This is a genomic window from Azospirillum sp. UENF 112521 (genome assembly GCF_058780665.1).
The window spans coordinates 230,906-256,984 of record NZ_JBSNCI010000004.1 but is presented as its reverse complement, the minus strand read 5'-3'; the positions used below and the strand labels follow the sequence as shown (position 1 = coordinate 256,984).

Genomic DNA, 26,079 nt, shown 5'->3' with positions numbered 1-26,079 from the left:
GTTTGCAACGTGTGAGGGCCGTCTCGCGGTCTTGATCGCGCTGGCGGGTGCCTTGCTGGCCGCCGCCTCGCTTTGGGCCGGCACCGTCCGGGCGCAGACCGTGCCCGTGCGGTCCTATGCCCAGCCGGGCACGCCGGTGCCGGCGGTTGTTCCGGGACCGGAGCTGCCCCTGACCCTGCCGGAAGCGGTCTATCTGGGCCTGCGCCAGAATTCGGCGGTGCGCGGCGCCTATCTGCAACGGGTCCTCGACAGCTTCAACCTGCGCGTCGCGGAATCGCTGTTCTCGCCGAAAGGCGTCCTCATCACGTCGGCGCTCATCGACCGCACCGGTTCCAGCCGGAACGGCGAACTCCGTGCGGCACCCACGGTGCAGTTGCTGACCCCGCTTGGCACCACCATCAGCTTCGGCTGGGATGTCGGCCAGCGGGCACGGCGCCAGACAGGAAACGGGCAGGTGGGCAACGGCATGCTGGCCGGCAGTTCCGACCTGACCCTGAGCGTGATCCAGCCTTTGCTGAGGGGCGCCGGCCCCGACGTGGCGACGGCGCCGCTCCGTCAGGCACGGCTTGAGGAACGCTACAACCGGCTCCGCCTGAAGAGCACCGTCGCCAACACGGTGACCGAGATCGTCGGCGCCTACCACCAGTTCCTCCAGGCCCGCCAGCAGATCGCGCTCGCCCGCACTGCGCTTGACCGCGCCCGCGGGCTGGAGACCACCAACCAGGCGCTGATCCGTGCCGGCCGCATGGCGGAGGCGGAGCTGGTCCAGGCGCAATCGACCGCGGTGAACCAGGAACTGGCGGTGTTGCAGGCCGAGAGCGGCTTCGACGCGGCGCGGCTCCGCCTGCTTGGCCTGCTGGCGCTCGACCTGAACACGCGGATCGTTCCGTCGGACCGGCTGACGGCCGAGCCTGTCCGGGTGGAGCTGGAGACCGCGCGGGCGCTCGCCTTCGAGAACCGTCCCGACTATCTGTCGCAGATCATCTCCAACGAGGCCGCCAAGATCGGGCTGGACGTCGCCCGGAACCAGCGGCTGTGGGACCTGACGGTGGTTGCAGGGGTCAGCCTGCCCGGCAGCGGCCGAACGGGGCTGCGCGCCAGCGAACGCCTGCCGAGCACCAAGACCGATCTGCGGGGCGGCATCCAGCTGAGCATCCCCATCAACAACCCGGCCATCGAGCAGCAGGAGGTGCAGGCCACCGTCGGCCTGCGCCAAGCCGAGGTGCAGCTCGACCAGTTGCGGATCCAGGTGGAGACGCAGGTGCGGGATGGCGTGCGCGACCTCGAGGCCTCCTGGCGCCGTTACACGCTGAGCCGGCGCTCACGGGACCTGGCGGAGCGGACGCTGGCGGTGGAAACGGTGAAGCTGCGGGCCGGGCGCTCCACCAACTTCCAGGTCGTGGCGTTCCAGGACCAGCTGCGCGCCGCCGAGGGCGCGGAGCTGGGCACGCTGATCGCCTATCTGGACAGTCTGGTGGCTCTCGACCAACTGCTCGGCACCACGCTGGACACCTGGCGCATCGAGCTGAACGACACCGCCCGATAAGGCCATCCCGTTGCTTTGGCCACCAGTTGCGACACCGTCAACTCGCCCCGGATCGCCTCCAGCGCCACCTTCGCCTTGAACTCCGCGGAATACCGCGTCCGTTTCCCCGTCATCGGGGCCGTTCTTCCTCGTGGCGAACCAAGCTTATCCGACTGTCCGGGAAACGGGGACCAGCTCAGGCTGCAATGAGCCCTGAGCTTCGGTAGCTTTCGATCAGCGCATCGAACACTGAGATGTCCGCTCGGCTTCGAGCAAGCAGTTGAGCTCCGGCGACGGCCGCGAAGATCGCGCGCGCCTTGGCTGCATTGGCTTCGACACGAGAGCCGTTCGCGGCGGCCAGCGTCCTTGCAAGCCAATCCACGTTGACATCGGTAAAAGCCTGGACCTCGGTCTTCACCGCATCGGGAAGATCATCGTACTCGGCGGACATGAAGCTGCAGAGGCATAGGCGGTTTTCGCGCTCCAGCGAGCGCCGGAAAATCCGGGAATAGGCCTGCAACGCCCGTGTCGGATCCCCGGTCTCGATCAAGAGCGCTTCAAGGTCGGACGCGGTGGTCTCCCAGTAGCGCTTCGCCACCGCGGCACCAAGGTCGGCCTTGCTCGGGAAATGATGATAAATGCTCGCCGCTTTGATGCCCACGGCACTGGCAAGCTCACGATAATTCATGCCGCCATAGCCATGCGCCTGCGCGATGTCGGTCGCTGCGGCGAGTATCGCCTCCCTGGAGTTCGTGCTCATCTTCGTCCCTTGGACCAATCGGCGTTGTGACCTACCGGCTGTTAGTTAGGGCTTGACGGTCCAGAATGGAAGATCTAAATCTGTCACCTATCGAACGTTAGGTAGGTGCACCATGAGCGATGATGTCTTCTTTTCCGATGCCACCCGGCTTGCCGAACTGATCCGCACCCGCGAGGTCTCGCCGGTCGAGGTCGTCCAGACCCATCTCGACCGGATCGCGGCGGTAGATCCCAAAATCAACGCCATTGTCACCATTGCCGGTGGTGCACTCGATGCCGCCAAGGCAGCAGAGGCTGCGGTGCTGGCGGGCGAAGAGCTTGGCCCGCTGCATGGCGTCCCCTTCACGGCCAAGGATTCGATCGATACGGCTGGCGTAATGACGCAACGCGGCTCGCCGATCTTCAAGGGGCGCATCCCCGACATGGACGCGACCAGCGTTGCGCGGCTGAAAAAGGCGGGTGGCATTCTGCTCGCCAAAACCAACCTTCCTGAATTCTCGTATTGGATTGAAAGCGACAACCTGCTTTCCGGCCGTTCCAACAATCCCTGGGACCTGGAGCGGACGCCGGGCGGCTCAAGCGGTGGCGAGTCTGCGGCGATCGCGGCGGGCATGTCGCCGCTCGGTCTCGGCACCGACCTCGCCATCTCGGTTCGCGGCCCCGCCGCCCAGACCGGCATCGTGTCTCTCAAAGCAACGCACGGGCGCGTCCCGATGACGGGCATCTGGCCGCGTGCGCCGCGCCGTTTCTGGCACGTAGGCCCGATGGCTCGCAGCATTCGCGATCTGGCGCTCGCCTTCTCACAGCTTTCAGGCCCGGACGGTCACGACGCTTTCTCGACCAGCGCCGCCCGGTTCGACGCCGGCGTCGGTCGTCAGCCCTACCGCCAGCTGCGGGTGGGCTGGATGGTCGAGCCGGGCTTCGGGCCGGTCGATCCCGAGGTCGCTGCGACCGTCAAGGCGGCCGCCGAGGCTCTCGCGACCCTTGGCATCCATGTCGAGCAGGTACGGATCCCTGCGTTGGAGCGCGACTTCGCCCTCGACGTGTTCAACAAGCTCCATGTGATGGAGATGAAGCCCGCCTTCCGCATGGCGACGGCCGGCCGTCGCGACGACGAGCTTTACAAGATGGCCAAGACCATGCTGTCGCTGCCAGACACATCGATGGACGATTTCATCGAGGCTGAGCAGGCGGCGGAGCGCCTACGCGATGGCTACGCGGGATATTTCCGCGGGTATGACGCTCTGATCACGCACGTCCTGCCCATTCCTGCGCACAAGCATGGGCAGGACGAGTTCGTGATCAACGGCCAAAAGGTCGATGCAACCTACCTCCAGGGCGCGACCGTGCCGCTCAACATCACCGGCCTGCCTGGTATTGCGATGCGGTTCGGCACGAGCAACGAGGGCCTGCCGATCAATGTGCAGATCGTCGGAAGCTGGTTCGCGGAGTCGACGATCCTGCACCTCGCGACTCTGCTGGAGGGCGTAAGTCCCGTTCGCGGGGGCCACCCAACTCTTTGAGGTCAATCCGCAGCCGGAAGCTGCATGCTTCCGGGTGAAATATTTCCGTTGATCGCGGAAAAGGAAAGCATGCGCTCCTCTTCAACATGCAAATAGCGAGTTTTCGCATGTTGTCGGTCAAAGGGTCGATTGGCGGACACAATGAGAGGTGGTTCCCCGTTCCGGAGAACCACCTCGAAAGCACTTCAGATCAAGCCGAGACCGGCCTGTGGGCTGGACGTCTCCTCGACCGCCGCCGGCTTGATGCGGAACCATGCCGCATAGAGAGCGGGGAGGAAGAGCAGGATCAGCACCGTGCCGACCGCCGTGCCGCCGATCAGCGTGTAGGCCATAGACCCCCAGAAGACCGAATGCGTGAGGGGGATGAAGGCCAGCACCGCGGCAAGAGCGGTCAGGATCACCGGCCGCGTCCGCTGCACCGTGGCTTCGATGACGGCGTGGTAATCGTCGAGACCGGCCGCCTGGTTCTCCTTGATCTGTTCGGTCAGGATCAGCGTGTTGCGCATCAGGATGCCGGCCAGACCGATCAGCCCGAGGATGGCGTTGAAACCGAAGGGCTGGTTGAAGGCGAGCAGCATCGGCACGACGCCGACGACGCCGAGCGGTGCGGTCAGCAGGACCATGGCCATCATCGAGAAGGACCGCACCTGCAGCATGATGAAGACCAGCATGGCGGCGATCATGACCGGGAAGACCTTGCCGAGGGCGGTGTTGGCCTTGGCGGATTCCTCGATCGACCCGCCCGCTTCGATGCGATAGCCGGCCGGAAGCGAGGCGATCAGCGGCTGAAGGGCCGTCATGATCTGCTTGGAGACCTCCGGCGGCTGGGTCGCCTCGTTGTAGTCCGAGCGGATGGTGATGACGGATGTCCGGTCCCGGCGCTTCATCATCGGCTCTTCCAGCCTGATGTCGGCATGGCCGATCTGGTCGAGCGGGATTTGCTGGCCGGTGCGGCTCGTCAGCGAGAAGTCGGCAAGACGCGCCGGGTCCAGGCGTTCGCCGCCGGCGCTGCGCGCCACGATGGGGACGTTGCGGATGTCCTCGCGCACCTGGGTGACGGCGATCCCGGTCAGAAGGAACTGGAGTTGCTGGCCGACCTCGGCCGGAGAGAGACCGATGAGGTTCAGGCGATCCTGGTCGGGCGTGAAGCGGAGCACCGGCGTGCGGTTGCCCCAATCCCGGTTGGCCTGCCGGACATCCGGCACGCTCCGCATGATGGCGAGGGCCTTTTCGGAAATGTCGTAGAGCTTTGCCGGATCGGGGCCCATCACCCGGAATTCGACCGGGAACGGCGTGTAGGGGCCGAACACGAGCTGGGTGACGCGGACATAGGCCTCGGGCACCAATCCCTGCGCCACCGTCTGCCGCAGCCGGTGCTTCAGGGCCTCGCGCGTCTCGGCGTCCGGGGTGAGCACGACGATCTTGGCGAAGGCGGGATCGGGCAGTTCGGGCGACAGGGCGATGAAGAAGCGGGGCGCGCCCTGGCCGACATAGCTGGTGACGATCTTCGCCTCCGGCTGATCGGCCAGCCAGCGTTCTATCTTCTGGACCGAGGCCGTCGTCGTCTCTATGCTGGTGCCTTCCGGCAGGCGGACCTCCACCAGCACCTCGGGGCGGTCGGAGGTCGGGAAGAACTGCTGCTTCACGCCGCCCATGCCGACGATGGCGACGGCAAAGGCGAGGCCGACGACGACGCAGGTCACGATCTTGTGGCGCACGGCGAAGCCGATGATCCCCCGCAGGCGCCGGTAGTTCGGGGTGCCGTAGATCGCCTCGTGACCGCCGGCGACCGGTTTGATCGCCGGCAGCATCTTGACGCCCAGATAGGGCGTGAAGACCACCGCCACGATCCAGGAGACGATGAGGGAGAAGCCCACGACCCAGAAGATGTTGCCGGCATACTCGCCGGCGGTCGAGCGCGCGAACCCCACCGGCAGGAAGCCGGCGATCGTCACCAACGTCCCCGACAGCATCGGCGCCGCCGTGTGGCTCCAGGCGTAGGCGGCCGCCCTGATGCGGTCGACGCCCTCCTCCATCTTCACCACCATCACCTCGATGGCGATGATGGCGTCGTCCACCAGCAGGCCGAGCGACAGGATCAGCGCGCCGAGCGTGATGCGGTCGAAGAAGCGCCCGCTTTCCAGCATGATCAGGAAGACGACGGCGAGCGTCAGCGGGACGGCGGCCGCCACGACGATGCCGACGCGCCAGCCGAGGCTGAGCAGGCTGACCAGCAGCACCACGCCCAGCGCCATGGCGAATTTGATCATGAATTCGTCGACCGCCGAGGCGATGTTGACGGCCTGATCGGTCACCTTGTCGAGCGTCATCCCGAGCGGAAGCGACCGCGCGATGCCCGCCGCCCGGTCCTCCAGCGCCTTGCCGAGCGCCAGGCCGTCCCAGCCCTCCTGCATCACCGCCGCCAGCATGACGGTGGGTTCACCCTGGTGGCGGATGATGTAGGTCGGCGGATCCTCGTAGCCGCGGCGGACCTCCGCGATGTCCGACAGCTTCAGCGTCCGCCCGGCGGCGACGATCGGCGTGTCGGCGATCGCCTGCACGCCGTCATAGGCGCCGTCGATCCGGATGAAGACCTGCGGCCCCTGGGTGTCGATGGACCCTGACGGCGTGACGGTGTTCTGCCGCTGCAAGGCGGCGATGATGTCCTGGGCCGACACGCCGAGCGTCGCCAGCCTGGCATAGGAGAACTCGACGAAGATCCGTTCCGGACGCTCGCCCAGGATGTTGACCTTCTTGACGCCGGGCACATGCAGCAGGTCCTGGCGGATCGTCTCCGCCTGCCGGGCCAGCTCGCGCATCGGCAGGCCCTTGGCCTTCAGCGCATAGAGCGCGAAGCTGACGTCGGAATATTCGTCGTTGACGAAGGGGCCGAGCACGCCGGGCGGCAGGTTGCGCGTCTCGTCGCCCATCTTCTTGCGGGCCTGGTAGAACTCCTCCTGCACCTTGGCCGGCGGCGTGCTGTCCTTCAGCGTCAGGGTCATATAGGCGTAGCCGGGCCGGGTCGTCGTCTCCACCCGGTCGTACCAGCTCAGTTCCTGAAGGCGTTTCTCCAGCGGTTCGGCGACGAGATCCTGCATCTCGCGCGCGGTGGCGCCCGGCCACACGCTGGTGACGGTCAGGGTCTTGATGGTGAAGGAGGGGTCTTCCGCCCGGCCGAGCATGACGAAGGCGAAGGCGCCCCCCGCCGCCAGCAGGAGGATGAAGAACAGGGTGACGGCCCGTTCACGGACGGCGATGGCGGAAAGATTGAGGCTCATCACCGGCCTCCGCTCTCGGCGGCGGTCCTGACGCGGACCCCGTCCTGGAGAAGATGGGCGCCGAGCGACACCACCGGGTCGCCGAGGCCGAGCCCGGAGATCACGGCGGTGTCGCCACTCACCCGGACCAGCCGGACCGGCTGGAAGCGCACCGTCGAACTGGCGCGGTCCAGGGTCCAGACACCGGTTTTCCGGCCATCGTCCAGCACGGCGCCCAGCGGCACCTGCATGTCCGCCTGACCTGTCCGATCCACTGCCCGATCCACTGCCGGATCCATTGCCCGGCCCGCCGTCCATCCGGCCAGCCTGATGGTGACCGTCGCGCCGAGCGGTGCCGAGGCGGCGTCGCCATCGAGCACGTAGCGCGCCTCGTAGGTGCGGGTCTGGGCATCGGCGGCGTCCGACAGCTGGCGCAGACGCGCACCGTAGCGCTGCCCGTCGGTGCCATAGAGGCTGGCCTCGGCCGGCGAGCCGATCTGCGGCCGGATGGTTTCGGGCAGCGCCACCACCGCCTCGCGCGGGCCGGCCTGGGCGATCCGGACGACGGTCTGGCCGGCGGCGACGACCTGTCCCGGCTCGCCCAGCGTTTCGACCACCGTGCCGTCGCTGTCGGCGACCAGGACCGAATAGGTCGCCTCGTTCTCGGCGACCCGCGCATCGGCTTCCGCACTGGCGAGCTGCGCCCTGGCGGTGTCCAGCGCGGCCTTCGCCTGTTCATGACGCTGCCGGGTGGCCCAGCCGTCATTGACCAGACTGGCGTAGCGCCGCTCGTCCGCCTGGGTCTGCACGGCCGTTGCACGCGCCGCGGCGACCGCGTTGCGCTTCGCCGTGAGGGCGAGGCGCAGGTCCGTCTCGTCGATGCGCATCAGCGGCTGGCCGGCCTTGACCGGCTGCCCGACCGTCGCCAGCCGCTCGATGATCTTGCCGGGGACGCGGAAGCCGAGATTGCTCTGCACCCTCGCCCCGACGACGCCGGTGAAGCCGCGCTCCGATCCGGCGACCGGAACCGCTGCGGCAAGCCGGACGATCGGCGCCTCCTGCCGGGGATCGCTCACCGCCGACGCCTCCTGTGTGTGCATGGACAGCGTCACGACCGCGGCAGCGCCGAGCGCCACCGTCAGAACGCCACCCGCCACGACCATGGGTCTCTTTTTCATGCCCGCCGCCTCGATCAAATTAGATTGCGTACGACATCTATATTGATTATAGAGGTCGAACGCAATCTAAATGACAGGGCGCTCTTGCATGGCGGCACCGCCATCGGGGCGCTTCCGGGGCCCACCCCGACACGAGGAAGAAAGAGAGACATCGATGGCAAAGATCGAACGTGGCATCGCGCTGGTGACGGGCGCATCGTCCGGCATCGGCCACGCGGCGGCCAAGGCCCTGCAGGCCGCAGGATTCGATGTGTTCGGAACCAGCCGTCACGCGGATGCCGAAGGCCCCGAGGGCGTCACCATGCTGACCTGCGACGTCACCGACGACGCTTCCGTGGCCGCGCTGGTCGATGAGGTGCTGGACGACGCCGGCCGCATCGATCTGCTGGTCAACAATGCCGGCGTCGGGCTTTTCGGCGGTGCGGAGGAGTCCTCGCTCACCCAGGCGAAGGCGTTGTTCGACGTGAACATGTTCGGCGTCATCCGCATGACCAACGCCGTGCTGCCGATCATGCGGCGCCAGAAAAGCGGCAGGATCGTCAATCTCAGCTCGGCGCACGGATTCATTCCGGCCCCCTATTTCGCACTCTACGCGGCGACGAAACATGCGGTGGAGGGCTACTCCCAATCGCTTGACCATGAACTGCGCACGCTCGGCATCCGGGTGACGCTGGTCGAGCCCGCCTACACCCGGACCTCGTTCGACGGGAACCTCTTCAAGCCGGACCGCTCGCTCGACGCCTATGCGTCCGCGCTTGCCGGCGTGACCGTGGCCGTCGAGGACGCGATCGGGAAGGGCGACACGCCCGAGACCATCGCCGAAACCATCGTCAAGGCCGCGACGGACTCCGATCCGAAGCTTCGCTACCCGGCGGGGAAACTGGCCCGGCAGGTCAGCCTCCTGCGCCGCTTCGTCCCGGCCGCCGCCTTCGACAAGAGCCTGCGCAAGATGCTGCGGCTGCCGGTCTGATCCCGTTTTTGGGAACAAACCCGTCACATCCGCTGCAAGGAAGGAGAGTCCATGACCGCCCTGTCCCGTCGGGAGGGTCCGGCGACGCCGGCGCCCACCTACAAAGTGCCGCCCGGCGTTCTCGACGGGCCGGTGGTGCCGACGATGCTCCGCCTGGCGGTCCCGACGACCCTGGTGCTGGTCGTCCAGACGCTGGTCGGGGTGGCCGAGACCTGGTTCGTCGGCTTTCTCGGGACCGATGCGCTCGCCGGAGTCGCCCTGGTCTTTCCCGTGCTCATGCTCATGCAGATGATGGCGAATGGCGGCATCGGCGGCGGCGTCTCCTCGGCCGTCGCGCGGGCCTTGGGGGCGAAACGCCACGAGGATGCCGAAGCGCTGCTCTGGCACGCGGTCGTCCTGGCCGGCGCATTCGGCCTGCTCTTCACCGTGGCGGCTCTTCTCGCCGGACCGACCCTCTATCGGGCGATGGGAGGAACCGGACCGGCGCTGACGGCGGCGCTCGCCTATTCCGGGGCCGTGTTCGCCGGCTCCATTCCGGTCTGGCTCACCGCCCTGCTGTCGTCGGTCCTTCGCGGTGCCGGGAATGTGAGGGTGCCGGCGCTCGTGATCTCGGCCGGCACCGTGCTCCTCCTCCTGCTGTCGCCGGTCCTGATCTTCGGCTGGGGCCCCTTTCCCCGTCTCGGCGTTGCCGGCGGCGGGGTTGCGGTGGTCGTCTACTATCTGGTCGCGGCGCTTGCGCTGACACTGTATCTGCGCTCTTCACGGAGCCTGCTGAAGCTCAGGGCCGTTCCCCTGCGCGCCCGCCTGTTCAAGGATATCCTCGGGGTCGGCTTCCTGTCGGCGATCGGCACCGTCCAGGTCAACCTCACCGTCACCCTCGTCACCGCCGCGGTCGGCCGGTTCGGCGCCGATGCCATCGCCGGGTACGGCATCGCATCGAGGCTCGATTACATCCAGATTCCGCTGATCTTCGGGCTCGGCACCGCCTTGGTCACCATGGTCGGCCACAACATCGGGGCCGGGCAGCCGGCGCGGGCGCGCCGCATAGCCTGGAGCGGTGCCGCCATCGCCTTCGGGATGACCGAGGCCATCGGCCTTGCCGCCACACTCTGTCCGCAAGCCTGGATCGGCCTGTTCAGTGACGAGCCACAGGTACTGGCGATGGGCACCCTCTATCTGCGGACCGTGGCGCCGGTTTACGGCGCGGTCGGGTTGGGGCTGGCGCTCTATTTCGCCAGCCAGGGAGCCAAGCGCGTCCTGTTTCCCGTCCTGGCCGGCACCGTCCGCATGATCGTCGCCGCCGTCATCGGCTGGGCGGCGGTGATCTGGTTCGGTGCCGGACTGTCGACCCTGTTCCAGATCACCGCCCTGGCCGCGCTCTCATATGGGCTTCTGACGGCCGCCGCGATGATGGGGGGTGCCTGGGGCCGGCATCACGCGTCCCATCCGCCAGTTCGGAGACGTCCTGCGGAGTAGGTCGAGGTGGAGAATTGTGTCGGTCATCCATATCTCCTATAGATGTCAGTCGAAATCTAAATAGGAGCATACCATGCGTGTGAGTCGCGTTCAGGCTGAGGAAAACCGGCAGACCGTGATCAACGTGGCGAGCCGTCTTTTTCGGGAGCACGGTTTCGACGGCATCGGTCTCAAGGATTTGATGGAGGCGGCGGGCCTGACCCAGGGTGCCTTCTACAAGCAGTTCGCCTCTAAGGAGGATTTGGCGGCTCAGGCGTCGACGCGGGCGTTGGAGAGCGCTTACTGCCGATGGACGGCGGCGGCCACAGCAAATCCAGAGGATCCGCTTGGCCCGGTGATCGGCTTCTATCTCAGCGCCGGGCACCGCGAGGAAAAGACCGACGGTTGCCCAATCGTGGCGCTCGGTTCCGACGCCGCCAGACACGGCGCCGCGGTGAAGACGTCGTTCGAAGCCGGGATCAGGGCTCATCTCGACATCCTCGAACGGCTGATTTCGGAAACGCAGGGCGAAGAGTTCAAAAGCAAGGCGATGGCAATTCTTTCACTGATGGTCGGTGCGCTGACGCTCTCGCGTGTCGTCAACGATCCCGGCCTTGCTCAGGCCTTTCTGGATACGGCTGCTGCGCAGGTCCGAAATATTGCCGCCGCGTGACCGGGCATGACCACACCGTGAACTGGTCGATCGGAGGGTGTTTGACCATGCCAGCAGGTACATCCGCCCGGCGGACCGCAATCCTGACGATCGCCGGCAGAACCTTTCTTCGGCAGGGCTATGCCGATGCCTCGATGGATGGTATCGCCGCCGAGGTGGGCGGCTCCAAGAGCACCCTCTATCGGTATTTCCCTTCCAAAGCGGCGCTGTTCGCAGCCTATGTCGAGGAAATCGGGACGTTGACCTGGTCCGCCCTTGCCGCTGTACAGGTGGAGGAAAAGGGAACCGAGGCTGTGCTGGAGGACACGGCGCGGGCCTATCTGGACTTGATACTGTCTCCTTCAGCGCTTGCCGTGACCCGCCTCGTGATGGCTGAAACCGGTCGTTTCCCGGAGATCGGCCGCATCTTCTACGAGCGCGGAATTCGGCGCGCGGAGAGTCAGATCGCAGCCATATTGCAGCGTTTGGCAGAGCGGAGCGACAAACCCGGCTGGGACTTTCTGGCACTGCCCGGCGCTGCTGCTCATTTCCGGGCTCTCTGTGAAGCCGGTCTGCATGAGGAATGCCTGTGGGGTGTATTCGAATCGGCTTCCCCGGAGGATGTCGGCAGCGTCGCCCAGCAGGCGGTCGCCCGCTTCCTGCGAGGCTGTCTGAGACAAGTATATCTCTGATTTTCAAAATAATGAGAAGAAACGGACGGAATTTTCCCGTATATCCGTCAAAGGCTGATAGTGCGAACAGTCTGATCTGGAAAGACCGGAAAGTCGCGGAGGTGAGAGACAAGTGCCTGAAGCGGCAAGCTCGCCATCAGTCGGAAATGTGGGAGCCTACAGCCGAAATGCTCCACTTGCTCATGCCGGTTTCCGATGGTTTGGCGTCACTGAATTTACGATTGGTCATTACGTCAAAGACGACGGCAAGGTCATTGCCTGTGCTGGACTCATTTTTGAAATGAAACGGCAAAGTTCCGACACGCTAATCAATGATTTTGTGCCTTTATAGCCGTCAAAGCTTGGGACGGAACTCGCACTCTGGGTGCATAAAACACACACAGGCTGGCGGCCTGACACGAACCTGAAACAAGCTTAATCCAGCCGCCGAACTGTCCGGGAAACGGGGCCATCTCACATGAATACGGGATGTCCCATAGGTAGAACGGGCCATACACTCCTCCCCAAAATTGATGAAACCTATGCCGTCCGGATCATCCTGGCGGAGGCGATCATCGACGGCGGCTGAGCGAATGGGAGCGTCGGCAGCATGACCTGGAAGGGGTGGTTGAGCGTCATTCTGAGCACGAGCAGCTTGACCAGCCTGTTGGTCCTGAACGGCCCGCTGTCGGCGCAAACCCTTCCGACCGGCGGGGGATTCGTGGCGGGAAGCGGCGGCATCGCCACCACCGGCGCGACCATGACCGTCACCCAGCAAGGCAGCCGTGGCATCGTCAACTGGAACGGCTTTTCCATCGGCCAAGGCGCCAAGGTCGCGTTCGAGAATGGCAGCGGCGCCACCCTCAACCGGGTCGGCGGCGGCAATCCGTCGGCGATCGCCGGTTCGCTGACCGCCACCGGCTCGGTTTATCTGATCAACCCCGCCGGGGTGGTGGTCGGCCCCACCGGCACCGTGACCACCGGCGGCAGTTTCGTCGCCAGCACCCATGACGTGCCCAGCGACGATTTCATGTCGGCCAAGCCGTTGACCTTCAAGGGCGACAGCACGGCCAAGGTGGAAAATCTCGGCGCCATCTCTTCGTCCGGCGGCGACGTCCTGCTGATCGCCCGCGAGGTGTCCAACAAGGGAAGCTTGTCCGCGCCGAATGGAACCGCCGCCCTTGCCGGCGGACATGAGGTGCTGCTGACCGAAGGGGGCGACAGCCGGCGGGGACGGGTGCTGGTGCGGGCCGGAACCGGCCAGGTCGACAACCAGGGAACCGGAATCGGGCCGGACCGCCTTGCGTTGCTGTGCCACAGCCCCGATCATTTCAGTCATCTGAACAGCTATGGCGAGATCGACATCGCGCTCGATCCCATTCCCTACAACGGCACCACGACCACTTGCGAGGCGTTGTGGATGGGCGTGCCGATGCTGACGCTCCCCGGTGATCGCCATGCCGCGCGGGTGGGCGCCAGCCTGTTGACCACCGCCGGTCTGACCGGCTGGATTGCCGCCGATGAGGAGGATTTCGTGGCCAAGGCGGTGGCTCTGGCTGCCGATCCCGATCATCTGGCGACGGTTCGCCAAGGACTGCGCGGTCGTCTGATCGCGTCGGATCTGTGCGATGCCCAACGATTTGCCGAGCGGTTCGAGGCGATGTGCCTTTCCGTGGTGCAATCTCGTTCGCAACAGGATTGAAGGGGCTGACGCTGCCCGAAGCGGAGAGGACCCGGCCGCGGACCGAGGCCGGGCGGGCGGTTCACCCGCCGGGGCCTCTCCTTGACTGCTCTGGGCGACGCCGGTGGCCGGTCAGTTCTTCAGCTTGTAGCCCGTGCGGAAAATCCACCATACGACGGCAAGGCAGATCGCCAGCAACAGGGCGGTCATGCCGAGGCTCAATCCGACGGGCATGTCGGCGGCGCCGTAGAAGCTCCAGCGGAAGCCGCTGACCAGATAGACGACCGGATTGAACAGGGTGACCGTCTGCCAGAACGGCGGCAGCATGTTGATCGAATAGAAGCTCCCGCCCAGGAAGGCGAGCGGCGTCACGATCAGCATCGGCACGATCTGCAGCTTTTCCCAGCCGTCGGCCCAGATGCCCAGAATGAAGCCGAGCAGGCTGAAGGTCACCGATGTCAGCACGAGGAAGGCGACCATCCAGACCGGGTGGGCGATGGAGAAATCCACGAACAGCCGCGCCGTCAGCAGGATCAGCGTTCCAAGGATGAGGGACTTGGTCGCCGCCGCGCCGACATAGCCGATCACCGTCTCTAAGGCGGAGACGGGGGCCGACAGCAGCTCGTAGATCGTGCCGGAATAGCGCGGCATGTAGATGCCGAAGGACGCGTTCGACACGCTTTCCGTCAGCACCGACATCATGACGAGGCCGGGGACGAGGAACGCGCCGTAGCTGACGCCCTCGATCGATGCGAAACGCCCGCCGATCGCCGCCCCGAAGACGACGAAATACAGCGAGGTGGAGATCACCGGGCCGGCGATGCTCTGCGCCAGCGTGCGCCAGGTGCGGGCCAGCTCGAAGAGATAGATGGCCTTGATCGCATGAAGGTTCATGCCCGCTCCCTCACCAGATTGACGAAGATCTCCTCCAGGGAGCTTTCTTCGGTGCGCAGGTTCGTATAGGTGATGCCGTGGTCGCCCAGCTTGCGGAGAAGCCCGGCGATGCCGGTGCGCTCCTGCTGCGTGTCGAAGCTGTAGACCAGCTCCCGCCCGCCCTCCGACAGGGTCAGGGGATAGTCGGCGAGTTCGGCCGGGATGGCGCCCAGGGGGCTCTGCAATTGCAGGGTCAGCTGCCGCTTCCCCAGCTTCTGCATCAAGGCGGCCTTTTCCTCCACCAGGACGATCCGGCCGCCGGAGATCACGCCGATGCTGTCGGCCATCTCCTCCGCCTCCTCGATATAGTGGGTGGTCAGGATGATGGTGACGCCGCTGTCGCGCAGGCGACCGATCATCTCCCACATGCCGCGGCGAAGCTCCACATCCACGCCGGCGGTCGGCTCGTCCAGGAACAGGATGCGCGGCTCGTGCGACAGCGCCTTCGCGATCAGCACGCGCCGCTTCATGCCGCCGGACAGTGCCATGACCTTGGTGTCCTTCTTGTCCCACAGGGACAAATCCTTCAGGATCCGCTCGATCACCGCGGGGTTGGGCGGCTTGCCGAACAGGCCCCGGCTGAAGCTGACGGTCGCCCAGACGCTCTCGAACGATTCGGTCGTCAGCTCCTGGGGGACCAGGCCGATCAGCGACCGCGCGGCGCGCCAGTCGCGCCGGATGTCGTGGCCGTCCACCGTCACGCTGCCCGACGTCGCCCGGACGATGCCGCAGACGATGCTGATCAGCGTCGTCTTGCCGGCGCCGTTGGGACCGAGCAGCGCCAGGATCTCGCCGCGCCGGATGTCGAGATCGACTCCTTTCAGGGCCTGGAAGCCGGATGCGTAGGTCTTCTCCAACCCACGAATCTCAATTATAGGCTGCATATCTTTCCTCGGCTTGGGGCCAATTCCCGGCTGCGGACGCCACCAGGGCGGGGCCACCATAGCGCTCCGCGGCGCCCGGCGGAATTTTACCTGCGTGGTAGGACCCGGCGCAGGGCGACCTCGAACAGCGCGCCGCGGTCCGACGGCAGCAGGGCGATGCTTCCGCCATGGGCCTCCACCAGCCCCCGCGCGATGGTAAGGCCGAGACCGGTGCCGCTGCGGTCGCGCGCGGTGGTGAAGAAGGGGACGAAGACGCGGTCGGCATTGGCCGGCGAGATGCCCGGCCCGTCGTCGGCAACCCGCAGGATCGCCCGCCCGCCCTCGGCCCGCAGGGTGACGGTCACCCGCGCGTCGGCGCCGGCATGGTGTCTCGCATTTTCGATCAGGTTCGCCAGGACGCTTTCCAGGGAGTCCTGCCCGATGGCGACCGGCAGCGAGGCCGGCAGCGACGCGTCCGCGCCATGACGTTCGGCCAGACGGGCGGCGACCGGCACGGCGTCGGTCACCGCGGCGTCGGTCACGGCCATCACGTCGGCACGGGCCAGCTCCAGCAGGCGGCGGACGAGGCGGGACAGCCGTCCGGCCTCGGCGTCCATGTTGGCGAGGAAGCGGTCGCGGTCTTCGGCCGGCATGCTGTCCATATGGTCGCGCAGCAGCTCGACGGTGCCGCGGATGGTCGTCAGCGGCGTCTTGAACTCGTGCGAGACATGGGCGGCGAAGTCGCGGATATAGTCGGCCCGCTCCTCCAGCGTGCTGGCCATCCGGGTCAGCGCGTCCGACAGTTCGGCGACCTCGCGCACCACCGGGCGGGGCAGCGGGACCATCACGCCCCGTTCGCCGTCCGCCGTGCGCTTCGCCAAGCCCGTGACCGCGCGCAGCGGGCGGGCGATGGCGACCGTCCCCAGCCGCGCCAGCACCCCCACCGACACCAGCAGCAGCACCGCCAGCCCGGCGAGGTGCCAGCGCTTGCCGTAGAGGGTGTCGGCGATGCTGCGCGGCGTGCGCGACACCACCACCACGCCGACGACGCGCCCGTCGTCGAGCACCGGCTGGGCGGTGAAGACCCGCACCGACCGGCTGCGGTCCGGCACGGCCGGGCTGTCCGACCCGGACCGGTAGCTCACCCTGTCGTGACTTGTGCGTTCGCGCAGGACGCTGGCGGCCTCGCCGGCCAGGGCGCGGCGGACCTCGTCCTGCCGTTCCAGGGACAGGCCCATCTCCTCGCCGGTGCTGGCGACGACCACGCCCCGGCGGTCGGTGATCCGCATGCCGGCCAGGGTGATGCGCTGCGCCTCGCGCAGGATCGGGCCGAGCGTCGCTCCGGCAATGGCGGCGGACGGGTCGCTCGCCATCGCCGGGACCGGATCGGGGGCGGGGGAAGGATCGGATCCTCGGCAAGGTCGAGGCTGGCGAACCGCGGCGTCCAGGGCGGATCGAAGCCCGGCGGGCGTGTCCAGGCCGGATCGACCGAGGGGCCGAGCGCCTCCGCCTGTCCGCCGGCGCGGCGCCAGGCGTCGCGGTAGAAGGCCGCCACCACCCCGGCCTGGGCGATCAGTTCTGATTCGGTCTGGCGGATCAGGGCGCTTTCGTAGAGACGCAGGATCCACAGGCCGCTCAGCGGCAGCACCAGCGCCGCCACCGTCATGACCAGCAGAACGGTTCCGATGGACGGCCGCCGCGCGGATGGCGACCTCCCGAAAGGCGACCTCATCGGCAGTCCGACAGCTTGTAGCCCAGCCCATGCACGGTCTCGACCGGAGCGCCGCCGACCGCCTGGAATTTGGCCCGGACCCGGCGGATGTGGCTGTCCACCGTGCGGTCGGCGACATAGCGTTCGGTGGCGTAGGCGCCGTCCATCAGCGCGTCGCGGCTGAACACCTTGCCCGGCCGGTCGGCGAGGGTGCGCAGCAGGCCGAACTCGGTGGCGGTCAGCACCACCTCCGTCTCGTCCCAGAAGGCGCGCACGCCGTCGAGGTCCAGGCGCAGGCGGTTGTGGCGGAGGACCGGTGCCGGAGCCTCGGGAGCCGGCGGCTCCGGCGGGACCATCCGGCGCAGCACCGCCTTGACCCTCGCCGTCAGCTCGCGCGGCGAGAAGGGCTTGGTGACGTAATCGTCGCCCCCCAGTTCGAGGCCGAGAATCCGGTCGATCTCGTCGTCGCGCGACGACAGGAAGATGATGGGGACCCGGCTCTCCCGGCGCAGCCGGCGGCAGACCTCGGTGCCGTCCATCTCCGGCATGCCGATGTCGAGCAGGATCAGGTCGGGAGAGTCCGCGTGGGCCAGCGCCAGCCCCCGGACGCCATCCCCGGCCTCGACCACGGCGAAGCCCTCCCGGTTCAGGGCGAAGCGGACGATGTCGCGGATGTGGGGATCGTCGTCGATCAGCAGGATCTTGGTCATGGCAGCGCAAGCCTATCCGATAATCTGCACAAGTTCTGCACGGAGATTCCTTCCCGGCTGCACAACCGCGTCATCGCCGCGGCATGCCGGGACGCCACGCTGGGGGCCTGTCTCCCTTCCCCTCGTGGAGTGTCCGAATGACCGTGCCGCCTGATTCCCCACCCAGTCCCGCGCCTGCTTCCCCACCCGCGCGCCGGAACCGCCGGTCCGTGAAGTTCCTGCAGATCGTCCTGCTTCTGGTGGTGACCCTCATCGCCGGCCTGCCGGTCTCCGGGATCATCGGCGAACGCTCCGACCGGCAGGCCGAGATGCAGGAGGAGCTGGCGCGGAGCTGGAGTCCCGAGCAGACCGTGCGGACGCCGGTGCTGGCGGTGCCCTATCTCGCCGCCGACGGCAAGACCCGCGGTTACCTGAAGATCGCGCCGGCGACCCTGGCGACGCAGGCGGCCCTGGCGCCCGAGCGCAAGAGGCGCGGCCTGTTCTCCGCGACCGTCTATACCGCGGCGCTGGAGATGACCGGCAGCTTCGCGGTCCCGTCCGCGTCCAGCCTGGAGAAGCTGGTCGGGCGCGGCGGCTCCATCTCCTGGCAGGACAGCGTCTTCCTGCTCCAGCTGTCGGGGCTGGCCGGCATGACGGCCGAGGACCGCGTGGTCTGGAACGGGGAGACCATCCCCTGGCGCGGCTGCCAGGAGCTGGTCGCCCGCGCCGAGGATTGCTGGGGCGCCGCGCTCGCCGCCCGTCCGACGATGGCGGCTGCCCCCGCGGCAAGCGTGGAGATGAAGTTCCAGGCGACGGTGACCCTGCGCGGCACCGGGGCCTTCCACCAGACCCTGGACGGCCGGCAGGCGACGGCGGCCATCAGGGCGCCGTGGCCGACGCCGAGCTTCGTCGGCACCGTGCTGCCGTCCGACCCGACGGTGACCGCCGATGGCTTCGAGGCGCGGTGGACCGTCTCCGACTATTCCAGGCCGCCGCTCCGGTCCGACGCGGCGCTGCTGGACTCCGCCGAAGCCCAGTATCTCCCCTCGGTCGGCGTCGAGCTGCTGGAGGCGGTTCCCACCTACCGCATGATCAACCGTGCCTCGAAATACGCCAGTCTCTTCGTCGTGCTGTCCTTCACGGTCTATGCGCTGTTCGAGCTTCTCTCCAGCGTGCGCATCCACATCGTCCAGTATGGCCTGCTCGGGCTGTCGATGACGCTGTTCTCCCTGCTGCTGGTGTCCTTCGCCGAACCGTTCGGCTATGTCGCCGGCTATTGGATCAGCGCGGCGCTCGTCCTGGTCCAGGCGACGGCCTACACCGCGGCGGTCACCCGGCGCGCCGGTCCGACCCTGGTCTTCGCGGTGGCGCTGGCGGGCCTGTTCGCCTTCCTCCACCTCCTCATCGGGCTGGAAAACTACTCCCTGCTGGTGGGGACGGTTGCCCTGTTCCTGGTCCTGTCGGCGGTCATGGCCGTCACCCAGCGCGTGGACTGGCAGGGAGATGAGTCGTGAGGGCTTTCGTCTGGTGGGTCGGCGGCCTGCTGCTGGCTCTTGCCGGCGCCAACATCCACGATCCCTACCTGACCCCGGTCAAGGGCTGGTCGCTGCCCGTGATTGCGGCGGCCGGGCTGTGCGGCCTGCTGGTCCTGCGGCGGCCCCCGCTGCGGAAGGGCGTCGGCGGGCGGCCGGCGCTGGTACTGCTCTGGCTGGCGGTGCCGCTCTGCACGGTGGGGGCGGAGGCGGTGTTCCAGATCCGCAAGGCGCATGTCCTGGCGATGCAGGAGCCGCTGGCGGCCGGGCTGGGGCGGCACTTCATCGTCGGCTACCGGCGGGTCGCGGAGGTCGAGGCGCTGGCGGCGCGCGGACTGATCGGCGGGGTGTTCGTGTCCCGGCACAATCTGGCCGGACGGTCGGCCGAGGAACTGCGCGACGAGATCGGCCATTTGCAGGAGATCCGGCGGCGGGCCGGGCTGCCGCCGCTGGTGGTGGCCGCCGACCAGGAGGGCGGCATCGTGTCCCGGCTGTCGCCCTGGCTGCCGCATCGCCCGGCCCCGGCGTCGCTGGCCGGCCTGCCCGCCGAGGAGCGCCGGGCCGCCGCCCGCGCGCTCGGGCAGGCGCATGGGCGGGACCTGCAATCGATCGGCGTGACCGTCAACCTCGCGCCGGTCCTCGACCTGCGGCGCGACCGTCCGCCCGATCCGCTGGATTTCCACAGCCTCATCTCTCAGCGGGCGATCTCCGACGATCCGGAGGTGGTGGCCGAGGTCGCCGCGGCCTATGCCAGGGGCGTCACCGACGGCGGCGTCCGGCCGACGGCGAAGCATTTCCCCGGGCTGGGCCGGGCGCAAAGCGACACCCACCATTTCCGCGCCGTCATCGGCGAACCGCGCGAGGTGCTGGAGGCGACCGACTGGTTGCCCTTCCGCCGCGTGCTGGCCGGCGATCCGCAGACCCTTCTGATGGTCGGCCACGCCATCGTGGCGGCCGTCGATCCCGACCGGCCGGCCTCCCACTCGCGTCTGCTGATCGACGGGGTGATCCGCCGGGATTGGGGGTTCGACGGGCTGATCGTCACCGACGACATGGTCATGACGCCGGTCTATCAGTACGGTCTGTGCCGGGCCGTCGTCGAGGCGCTCAACGCCGGGGTCGATCTTCTGCTGTTCGCGCTCGACGGCAGCCAGTTCTACCGGGCCATGGCCTGCGCCATGGACGCCGGGAAGCAGGACCGGCTGGATCGGGCCATGCTGGCGGCGAGCGGCAGTCGCCTGGAAGGCTCCGGACAGTCCGGACCGATGAGCCGTGATCTCGCACTGGGCCGGTAAAGGGAATCGGCGGGGTTCTCACTGGGGAGCTTGGAGCTTGTTCGCGGCAGGCGCATCCCTGGCGGCGGGGCCGAGGCAGGCCCCGCGGCGCCAATGCCCTCTGCCGCGTCAGCGCGCCAGTTCGAAGCGGATCGGCTGCGCGCCCTGCCACAGGGTGCGCTTGCCGAGTTCCGCCAGGTTCTCCAGCCCGTCGGTGATGGTGATGAAATGGTTGCCGGCGAGCTGGCCCATCTTGCTGGAGAACTGGACGCCGCCATAGGCCAGCAGGATCTCGGTCTCGCTGATGCCGCCGGGATAGAGGATGATCTGGCCCGGCGCCGGGTGGCTGGTGTGGTTCTCGTAGCCGAGGCCGAAATCGGTGTCGCCCAGCGGAATCCAGACGCCTTCGCCGCTCCAGCGGACATGGACGATCTGGCCCTCGTAGGGCAGCAGGCTGCGGAATTTGGCGCAGGTCTTCGGCGCGGCGGCCGTCTCGAAACGGGCCCCGAAGGTGAAGGGGCCGGCGGTGATGGTCAGGGCGTCCATGCTGGATGATCCTCGCGTCTAAAATTCAAAAAATGGGCAATCGTCTTTTCAGGCGGCGCCGACCTTCGGCCGCGCCAGAATCCGGGGTGTCGCAGTGCAGGAAGGCGCCGCGGCCGGGCTGCGCCACGCAGGCGCCCTTCTCCACCACCACCTCGCCGCGCGACAGCACGGTCTCCGGCCAGCCGGTCACCTCCAGCCCCTCGTAGGGGGTGTAGTCGACATTGTGGTGCAGCATGGCGTTGGTGATGGTGACCTTGCGGTCCGGGTCGTAGATGACGATGTCGGCGTCGGCACCGATGGCGAGGCTGCCCTTGCGCGGGTGCAGGCCGTACATCTTGGCCGGGTTGGTCGAGGACAGCTCGACGAAGCGCTGGAGGCTGATGCGGCCCTTCTTCACCCCCTCCGAGAACAGGATCGGCAGCCGCGTCTCGATGCCCGGCACGCCGTTGGGGATCCAGTTGAAGGGCGTGTCGGCGCCGTGCAGCATCTTGCCCTTGGGATCCTGGTAGCGGAAGGGCGCATGGTCGGACGAGACGATGTGGAAGGTGCCGCCGGCCAGCGCGTCCCAGACCGCCGCCTGGTTGGCCTTGTCGCGCGGCGGGGGAGAGCAGATGCACTTGGCCCCCTCCATGCCGTGGCCGTGCAGGTCATGCTCGGTCAGCACCATGTATTGCGGGCAGGTCTCGGCGTAGATGCGCATGCCGCGGCCCTGCGCCCAGTGGATCTGCTCGATGGCCTCGCGGCCGGAGACATGGACGATCAGGATCGGCACGTCGGCCAGCTCGGCCATGGCGATGGCGCGGTGGGTCGCCTCGCGCTCCACCAGCATCGGTCGGGAATCGGCGTGGTAGCGCGGTGCCGTGTGGCCGGCGGCGAGCAGCTTGTCGGTCAGCCAGCCGATGAAGTCGGCATTCTCGGCATGGATCATCGCCATGGCGCCGTCGCGCCGGGCGACGCTGAGCAGCTCCAGCACCTGCCGGTCGTTCAGCTTCATGTCGTCGTAGGTCATGTAGATCTTGAACGACGTGTAGCCGTCCCGGATCAGCGCCGGCAGATCCTGGCCGAGCAGCTGGTCGGTCGGGTCGCTGACGATGAGGTGGAAGGCATAGTCGATCACCGCCTTGCCGTCGGCCCGGCGGTGGTAGTCGGTCACCGCGTCGCGCAGCGACTGGCCCTTGAACTGGCAGGCGAAGGGGATGACCGTCGTGGTGCCGCCGCAGGCCGCCGAGCGGGTGCCGGTCTCGAAATCGTCGGCCGACTGCGAGCCGTCGCTGGTCGGCTGGTCGAGGTGGCAATGGCCGTCGACGCCGCCGGGCATCACGAGTTTACCGGTCGCGTCGATCTCGCGGGTGCCCGGCCCCAGCCCGGCGCCGATGGCGGCGATGCGGCCGCCGATCACGCCGAGGTCGGCGGCGAACACGTCGGACGCGGTGGCCAGCGTGCCGTTGCGGATTACGGTGTCGAACTGCGGCATGGAACTCTCCCTCGGTCCCGAAGGACGGGTCTTGCGGTTGCCGGGATTAGAGGAAATAGCCGCCCGGATTGGCCTCTGTGGCGATGGCGCGGCGGGCGTCATCCTGGAGGTTGCGCAGATGCGCCAGCATGGCGGCCTTGGCGGCGGCGGCGTCGCGCCGCTCCACCGCGTCCAGCACCGCCCGGTGCTCCGTGTCGATCTCGCCCTTGCGGTGGAAACTGCTGGAGATGCGGAACAGCCGGGCGACCACCCGCATGCGCGTGATGGTCTCGGCCAGCGTCGCGTTGCCGCTGACGCGGGCGAAGAAGCTGTGGAAATGGTTGTCGTAGAGCCAGTGCTGCATGTCGTCCTCGCCGTCCTCCAGCGCCTCGAGCCCGTGCCGCAGCTCGGCCAGATCGGCGTCGCCGACCAGCGGCACCGCGGTTTCGATGGCGTGGCACTCCAGCAGCTCGCGCATCTGCATGCACTCGAAGAACTCGCGGGCCGAGACGATGCGGACGCGGTAGCTGCGCTCGCTGGTGCGCTCCAGCAGCCCCTCGCCGACCAGCCGGACCAGCGCCTCGCGCATCGGCGTGCGCGACACGTTCAGCCGCTCGGCCAGCCGCCCCTCCGGCACCTCGGCACCGCCGGGGATCTCGCGGCTGAGGATCAGCTCGCGCAGGTGCGCGAAGGCGCGGTCGCCGAGGTTGGCGGTCCGGGAGGATGGCGGGAGGGCCGGGGGGAGGGGAGGACTCATGGCAGAGCGCCCTTCACTGGCCGTCGACGATGGCGATGTTGCGGTAGGCGCGGCCGAAATGACGCTCGATGCGGCGCTGGACGATGTCCCACAGCGAGGTCATCAGCAGGTAATAGAGCGCGGCGACCGTGAACAGCTCCAGCACCATGAAGCGCTCCTGGATGAGCAGCTGGGTGCTGCGCAGCAGCTCCTCCATCGAGATGACGGAGGTCACCGAGGTCGTCTTCAGCAGCCCGTTCACGCTGTTGCCCAGCGCCGGAATGATGATGCGGACGGCCTGCGGCAGCACGATATAGGCCATCACCTGGGCCGAATTCAGGCCGAGCGCCCGGCCGGCATTGCTCTGCCCGGCGGCGACGCCGAGGATGCCGCCGCGGATGATCTCGGCCAGATAGGCGGCCTCGTTGAGGATCAGGCCGATCAGCGCCGATTCCGTCACCGACAGCTTGATGCCGATCTGCGGCAGGCCGGTGTAGATGATGATGAGCTGGACCAGCAGCGGGGTGCCGCGGAACACCCAGATGTAGGTCTGCGCCACCCGTGCGACCCAGCGATAGGGCGACAGCCGCAGCAGCGCCAGCACGCAGCCGAGCACGAGGCCGCCGGCGATGCCCGCCAGCGTCAGCCACAGGGTGGTGATCGCTCCGCTGAACAGATACCCGTTGAACAGGTACTCGAAGAAACCGTCCCAGTTCCAGCCGCTGGTCATTCCCTCACCCTTTCACTCTTGTCCGATGCGCGGGCGGCGGCGGGAACGGGTCCCTGCCGCCGCCCGCGTTATGCGTCTCACATGCCGGGGCCGTTGACCTTGAAGGCGCCGTCGTTGGGCAGCAGGCCGTACTCGTCCATCAGCTTCTTGTACGAACCGTCCTTCTGCATGTCGTTGAGGACGCCGACCACGGCCTCGCTCAGCGTCTTGCTCTTCATCGCCAGGGCGACCGGGGTCGGGAACAGGCCGTGCAGGGCGCGCTCGAAATCGCCGCGCTTGGCGTATTCCGCCGCCGTCGGGTCGATAGCCACCGACGCCTCGGTCTGGCCGGCGCGCAGCGCCTGATAGGCGGTGGCGAAATTGTCGAAGGTCTTGATCTCGATGGGCTTCAACCCCTTGGCGACGACCATCTTGTCGAGTTCGCGCAGCTTGCGCTCCTCGAAGCCGCCCAGCTCGACACCGACCGGACGGCCCGACAAATCCTCCGGCTTGGCGATCTTCAGCGGGTTGCCCTTGGTCACCGAAATGCTGATCGCCTGCGATTCATAATTGATCATCGGCATCATCTTGGCCCGTTCCTCGGTCCAGAAGATGCCGGTGTTGATCAGGTCCCAGCGGCCGGCCTGGAGGCCGGGGATCATCGCCGAGAACTCGATGCGGACATATTCCGGCGTCAGGCACAGGCGCTTGGCGATCTCGTTGCCCAGCGTGATGCGCATGCCCTTCAGCTGGCCGCTGCTGTCGACGAACTGCATCGGCGGCAGGGTCGGGTTGGTCGACATCACCAGCGTGCCGGGCTTGACCAGCTCGGAATCGGCGACTGCCGGCTTGCAGGCGGTCTGGGCAGCAGCGGGGAGGGCGAACAGGGTCAGGCCGGCGGCGATCAGCAGCGTGCGAATGGTCATCGTAAACCCCTTTTCTCGTGTTCGGATCTCGGATGCGGGCGAAGCGGTCAGGCGAGGGAGTCGATCAGGCCGTAGGCCGCCAGATCGGCGCGCAGGGCCAGGGCGTCGGCCTCCGGCAGCGGCAGGCGCGGTGCGCGGGGGTCGCCGACCGGCAGCCCCATCATGCCGAGCCCGGTCTTGGAGGCGGCGACGTAGCGGTGGCCGCCGACCCAGCGGACGATGGGCAGCATCTTCTTGTAGAGCGCCAGCGCCTGCTCCTTGTCGCCATGGTCGGCCACCAGCTCGAACAGGCGGGCCGAATCGCGCGGGATCAGGTTGGAGCAGACGGCGACCCAGCCCTGGGCGCCGAGCCAGAAGGATTCATAGCCGAGAATGCCGGCGAACACCGTCATGCGGTCGCCGCACAGCTCGATGATGTCGCGGACCCGCGTCACCTCCAGCGTCGATTCCTTGATGTAGAGGACGTTGTCGATCTCGCTGAGCCGCGCGACGATGGGCGGGGTGAGGTCGACGTTGGCGGTCGCCGGGTTGTTGTAGATCATCACCGGCAGCGAGATCGCCTCGCCGATGCGGCGGTAATGCTCGAACAGTTCGTCGGGTGTCGGCGAGCTGTAATAGGGCGGGATCACCATCACCCCGTCGGCGCCCATGCTTTCCGCTTCCTTGGCCAGCGCGACGGCGTCGCGCGTCCATTCGGCGCCGGTGCCGATCAGCACGGGCACGCGGCCCGCCGCCTCGGTCACGCAGATTTCGATGACCTGCGCCCGCTCCTCCGGCGTCATCGACAGGAACTCGCCGGTGCTGCCGAGCGGGATCAGCCCGTGGATGCCCTGCTCGATCTGCCAGTTCACCAGCTTCTTCAAGGCCGGAACGTCCACAGCGCCGCCGTCGGCGGTGAAGGGGGTGATGAGGACCGTGTAGGTGCCGCGCAATGCCGTCATGGGTTCCCCCAAGCTCCTGCCTAATTTTTGACCTTGCCTAAATACTACTCGTATACTACCTGTATACAGGAATCCAGCGCTAATTGACGCAGCCT

Annotated in this window: 23 protein-coding genes; 10 read left to right on the top strand and 13 right to left on the bottom strand. The window is 67.4% G+C overall.

All coding sequences use genetic code 11. The features are described 5' to 3' along the window. The first annotated feature begins 31 nt into the window (after positions 1–31). A complete protein-coding gene (locus ACWPN8_RS21885; protein WP_492242268.1) occupies positions 32–1,546 on the top strand; it encodes a TolC family protein in 1,515 nt (504 codons plus the stop codon). A 175-nt stretch (positions 1,547–1,721) separates the two neighbouring features. On the opposite strand, the gene ACWPN8_RS21880 is transcribed toward ACWPN8_RS21885, so the two are convergent. Then, a complete protein-coding gene (locus ACWPN8_RS21880) occupies positions 1,722–2,285 on the bottom strand; it encodes a TetR/AcrR family transcriptional regulator (protein WP_109446822.1) in 564 nt (187 codons plus the stop codon). Between the two features lie 112 nt (positions 2,286–2,397). Between ACWPN8_RS21880 and ACWPN8_RS21875 the strand changes: the two genes are divergently transcribed. Continuing rightward, positions 2,398–3,807, top strand: a complete 1,410-nt coding sequence (locus ACWPN8_RS21875; RefSeq protein ID WP_492242267.1) for an amidase — start codon at positions 2,398–2,400, stop codon at positions 3,805–3,807. 185 nt (positions 3,808–3,992) lie between these two features. On the opposite strand, the gene ACWPN8_RS21870 is transcribed toward ACWPN8_RS21875, so the two are convergent. Continuing rightward, positions 3,993–7,085: an efflux RND transporter permease subunit gene (locus ACWPN8_RS21870; protein WP_109446826.1), complete on the bottom strand. Its 3,093-nt coding sequence runs from the start codon at positions 7,083–7,085 to the stop codon at positions 3,993–3,995. Continuing rightward, positions 7,085–8,242, bottom strand: coding sequence for an efflux RND transporter periplasmic adaptor subunit (locus ACWPN8_RS21865; protein ID WP_492242266.1), 1,158 nt, complete (start codon positions 8,240–8,242; stop codon positions 7,085–7,087). The genes ACWPN8_RS21870 and ACWPN8_RS21865 overlap by 1 nt, the downstream gene beginning before the upstream one ends. A 154-nt stretch (positions 8,243–8,396) precedes the next feature. On the opposite strand from ACWPN8_RS21865, the gene ACWPN8_RS21860 reads away from it, so the two are divergent. The 6 genes from ACWPN8_RS21860 (at position 8,397) to ACWPN8_RS21835 (ending at position 13,692) form a co-directional block, all read left to right on the top strand. Continuing rightward, positions 8,397–9,212 carry an oxidoreductase gene (locus ACWPN8_RS21860; RefSeq protein ID WP_109446828.1) on the top strand — a complete coding sequence of 272 codons (816 nt, stop codon included), beginning with the start codon at positions 8,397–8,399 and terminating at the stop codon, positions 9,210–9,212. A gap of 51 nt (positions 9,213–9,263) precedes the next feature. Next, complete coding sequence (locus ACWPN8_RS21855) at positions 9,264–10,688, top strand: MATE family efflux transporter (RefSeq protein WP_492242265.1); 1,425 nt, start codon at positions 9,264–9,266, stop codon at positions 10,686–10,688. 73 nt (positions 10,689–10,761) lie between these two features. Next, positions 10,762–11,340, top strand: coding sequence for a TetR/AcrR family transcriptional regulator (locus ACWPN8_RS21850; protein ID WP_109446832.1), 579 nt, complete (start codon positions 10,762–10,764; stop codon positions 11,338–11,340). Positions 11,341–11,387: 47 nt separating this feature from the next. Continuing rightward, positions 11,388–12,011, top strand: a complete 624-nt coding sequence (locus ACWPN8_RS21845; RefSeq protein WP_247873004.1) for a TetR/AcrR family transcriptional regulator — start codon at positions 11,388–11,390, stop codon at positions 12,009–12,011. A gap of 112 nt (positions 12,012–12,123) precedes the next feature. After that, complete coding sequence (locus tag ACWPN8_RS21840) at positions 12,124–12,342, top strand: hypothetical protein (protein WP_146208046.1); 219 nt, start codon at positions 12,124–12,126, stop codon at positions 12,340–12,342. Between the two features lie 276 nt (positions 12,343–12,618). After that, on the top strand, positions 12,619–13,692 hold the full coding sequence (locus ACWPN8_RS21835; RefSeq protein ID WP_492242264.1) for a two-partner secretion domain-containing protein: 1,074 nt from the start codon (positions 12,619–12,621) through the stop codon (positions 13,690–13,692). Between the two features lie 111 nt (positions 13,693–13,803). On the opposite strand, the gene ACWPN8_RS21830 is transcribed toward ACWPN8_RS21835, so the two are convergent. The 4 genes from ACWPN8_RS21830 to ACWPN8_RS21815 form a co-directional block, all read right to left on the bottom strand. After that, positions 13,804–14,565 (bottom strand): ABC transporter permease, encoded by a 762-nt coding sequence (locus tag ACWPN8_RS21830; RefSeq protein ID WP_109446834.1) that lies wholly within the window; start codon positions 14,563–14,565, stop codon positions 13,804–13,806. Continuing rightward, positions 14,562–15,488 (bottom strand): ABC transporter ATP-binding protein, encoded by a 927-nt coding sequence (locus ACWPN8_RS21825; RefSeq protein ID WP_492242263.1) that lies wholly within the window; start codon positions 15,486–15,488, stop codon positions 14,562–14,564. The genes ACWPN8_RS21830 and ACWPN8_RS21825 overlap by 4 nt, the downstream gene beginning before the upstream one ends. Before the next feature lie 86 nt (positions 15,489–15,574). Continuing rightward, positions 15,575–16,840, bottom strand: coding sequence for a sensor histidine kinase (locus ACWPN8_RS21820; RefSeq protein ID WP_492242262.1), 1,266 nt, complete (start codon positions 16,838–16,840; stop codon positions 15,575–15,577). Positions 16,841–17,195: 355 nt separating this feature from the next. Further along, on the bottom strand, positions 17,196–17,888 hold the full coding sequence (locus ACWPN8_RS21815; protein ID WP_492242261.1) for a response regulator: 693 nt from the start codon (positions 17,886–17,888) through the stop codon (positions 17,196–17,198). Between the two features lie 209 nt (positions 17,889–18,097). Here ACWPN8_RS21815 and creD point away from each other — a divergent pair, with 209 nt between their 5' ends. Continuing rightward, entirely contained in the window at positions 18,098–19,381 is a 1,284-nt protein-coding gene (creD, locus tag ACWPN8_RS21810; RefSeq protein ID WP_492242260.1) for a cell envelope integrity protein CreD, read from the top strand. Then, entirely contained in the window at positions 19,378–20,694 is a 1,317-nt protein-coding gene (locus ACWPN8_RS21805) for a glycoside hydrolase family 3 N-terminal domain-containing protein (RefSeq protein ID WP_492242259.1), read from the top strand. Before creD ends, ACWPN8_RS21805 begins: the two co-directional genes overlap by 4 nt. Before the next feature lie 108 nt (positions 20,695–20,802). On the opposite strand, the gene ACWPN8_RS21800 is transcribed toward ACWPN8_RS21805, so the two are convergent. The 6 genes from ACWPN8_RS21800 to dapA form a co-directional block, all read right to left on the bottom strand. Continuing rightward, on the bottom strand, positions 20,803–21,219 hold the full coding sequence (locus tag ACWPN8_RS21800; RefSeq protein WP_042700347.1) for a DUF3830 family protein: 417 nt from the start codon (positions 21,217–21,219) through the stop codon (positions 20,803–20,805). 25 nt (positions 21,220–21,244) lie between these two features. Continuing rightward, a complete protein-coding gene (gene hydA / locus ACWPN8_RS21795; RefSeq protein WP_492242258.1) occupies positions 21,245–22,693 on the bottom strand; it encodes a dihydropyrimidinase in 1,449 nt (482 codons plus the stop codon). A 46-nt stretch (positions 22,694–22,739) separates the two neighbouring features. Continuing rightward, positions 22,740–23,429, bottom strand: a complete 690-nt coding sequence (locus ACWPN8_RS21790) for a GntR family transcriptional regulator (RefSeq protein ID WP_492242257.1) — start codon at positions 23,427–23,429, stop codon at positions 22,740–22,742. Between the two features lie 13 nt (positions 23,430–23,442). Continuing rightward, entirely contained in the window at positions 23,443–24,138 is a 696-nt protein-coding gene (locus ACWPN8_RS21785) for an amino acid ABC transporter permease (protein WP_098737327.1), read from the bottom strand. A 77-nt stretch (positions 24,139–24,215) separates the two neighbouring features. Then, a complete protein-coding gene (locus ACWPN8_RS21780; protein ID WP_492242256.1) occupies positions 24,216–25,043 on the bottom strand; it encodes an ABC transporter substrate-binding protein in 828 nt (275 codons plus the stop codon). 47 nt (positions 25,044–25,090) lie between these two features. Next, entirely contained in the window at positions 25,091–25,984 is an 894-nt protein-coding gene (gene dapA, locus ACWPN8_RS21775) for a 4-hydroxy-tetrahydrodipicolinate synthase (RefSeq protein WP_109446850.1), read from the bottom strand. Between the last annotated feature and the right edge of the window lie 95 nt (positions 25,985–26,079).

Excerpts from the sequence above, each read along its gene's own strand:
- ACWPN8_RS21880 (WP_109446822.1), bottom strand. The coding sequence starts at position 2,285 with ATGAGCACGAACTCCAGGGAGGCGATACTCGCCGCAGCGACCGACATC.
- ACWPN8_RS21875 (WP_492242267.1), top strand. The coding sequence starts at position 2,398 with ATGAGCGATGATGTCTTCTTTTCCGATGCCACCCGGCTTGCCGAACTG.
- ACWPN8_RS21870 (WP_109446826.1), bottom strand. The coding sequence starts at position 7,085 with ATGAGCCTCAATCTTTCCGCCATCGCCGTCCGTGAACGGGCCGTCACC.
- ACWPN8_RS21865 (WP_492242266.1), bottom strand. The coding sequence starts at position 8,242 with ATGAAAAAGAGACCCATGGTCGTGGCGGGTGGCGTTCTGACGGTGGCG.
- ACWPN8_RS21860 (WP_109446828.1), top strand. The coding sequence starts at position 8,397 with ATGGCAAAGATCGAACGTGGCATCGCGCTGGTGACGGGCGCATCGTCC.
- ACWPN8_RS21855 (WP_492242265.1), top strand. The coding sequence starts at position 9,264 with ATGACCGCCCTGTCCCGTCGGGAGGGTCCGGCGACGCCGGCGCCCACC.
- ACWPN8_RS21850 (WP_109446832.1), top strand. The coding sequence starts at position 10,762 with ATGCGTGTGAGTCGCGTTCAGGCTGAGGAAAACCGGCAGACCGTGATC.
- ACWPN8_RS21845 (WP_247873004.1), top strand. The coding sequence starts at position 11,388 with ATGCCAGCAGGTACATCCGCCCGGCGGACCGCAATCCTGACGATCGCC.
- ACWPN8_RS21830 (WP_109446834.1), bottom strand. The coding sequence starts at position 14,565 with ATGAACCTTCATGCGATCAAGGCCATCTATCTCTTCGAGCTGGCCCGC.
- ACWPN8_RS21825 (WP_492242263.1), bottom strand. The coding sequence starts at position 15,488 with ATGCAGCCTATAATTGAGATTCGTGGGTTGGAGAAGACCTACGCATCC.
- ACWPN8_RS21820 (WP_492242262.1), bottom strand. The coding sequence starts at position 16,840 with ATGGCGAGCGACCCGTCCGCCGCCATTGCCGGAGCGACGCTCGGCCCG.
- ACWPN8_RS21815 (WP_492242261.1), bottom strand. The coding sequence starts at position 17,888 with ATGACCAAGATCCTGCTGATCGACGACGATCCCCACATCCGCGACATC.
- ACWPN8_RS21800 (WP_042700347.1), bottom strand. The coding sequence starts at position 21,219 with ATGGACGCCCTGACCATCACCGCCGGCCCCTTCACCTTCGGGGCCCGT.
- hydA (WP_492242258.1), bottom strand. The coding sequence starts at position 22,693 with ATGCCGCAGTTCGACACCGTAATCCGCAACGGCACGCTGGCCACCGCG.
- ACWPN8_RS21790 (WP_492242257.1), bottom strand. The coding sequence starts at position 23,429 with ATGAGTCCTCCCCTCCCCCCGGCCCTCCCGCCATCCTCCCGGACCGCC.
- ACWPN8_RS21785 (WP_098737327.1), bottom strand. The coding sequence starts at position 24,138 with ATGACCAGCGGCTGGAACTGGGACGGTTTCTTCGAGTACCTGTTCAAC.
- ACWPN8_RS21780 (WP_492242256.1), bottom strand. The coding sequence starts at position 25,043 with ATGACCATTCGCACGCTGCTGATCGCCGCCGGCCTGACCCTGTTCGCC.
- dapA (WP_109446850.1), bottom strand. The coding sequence starts at position 25,984 with ATGACGGCATTGCGCGGCACCTACACGGTCCTCATCACCCCCTTCACC.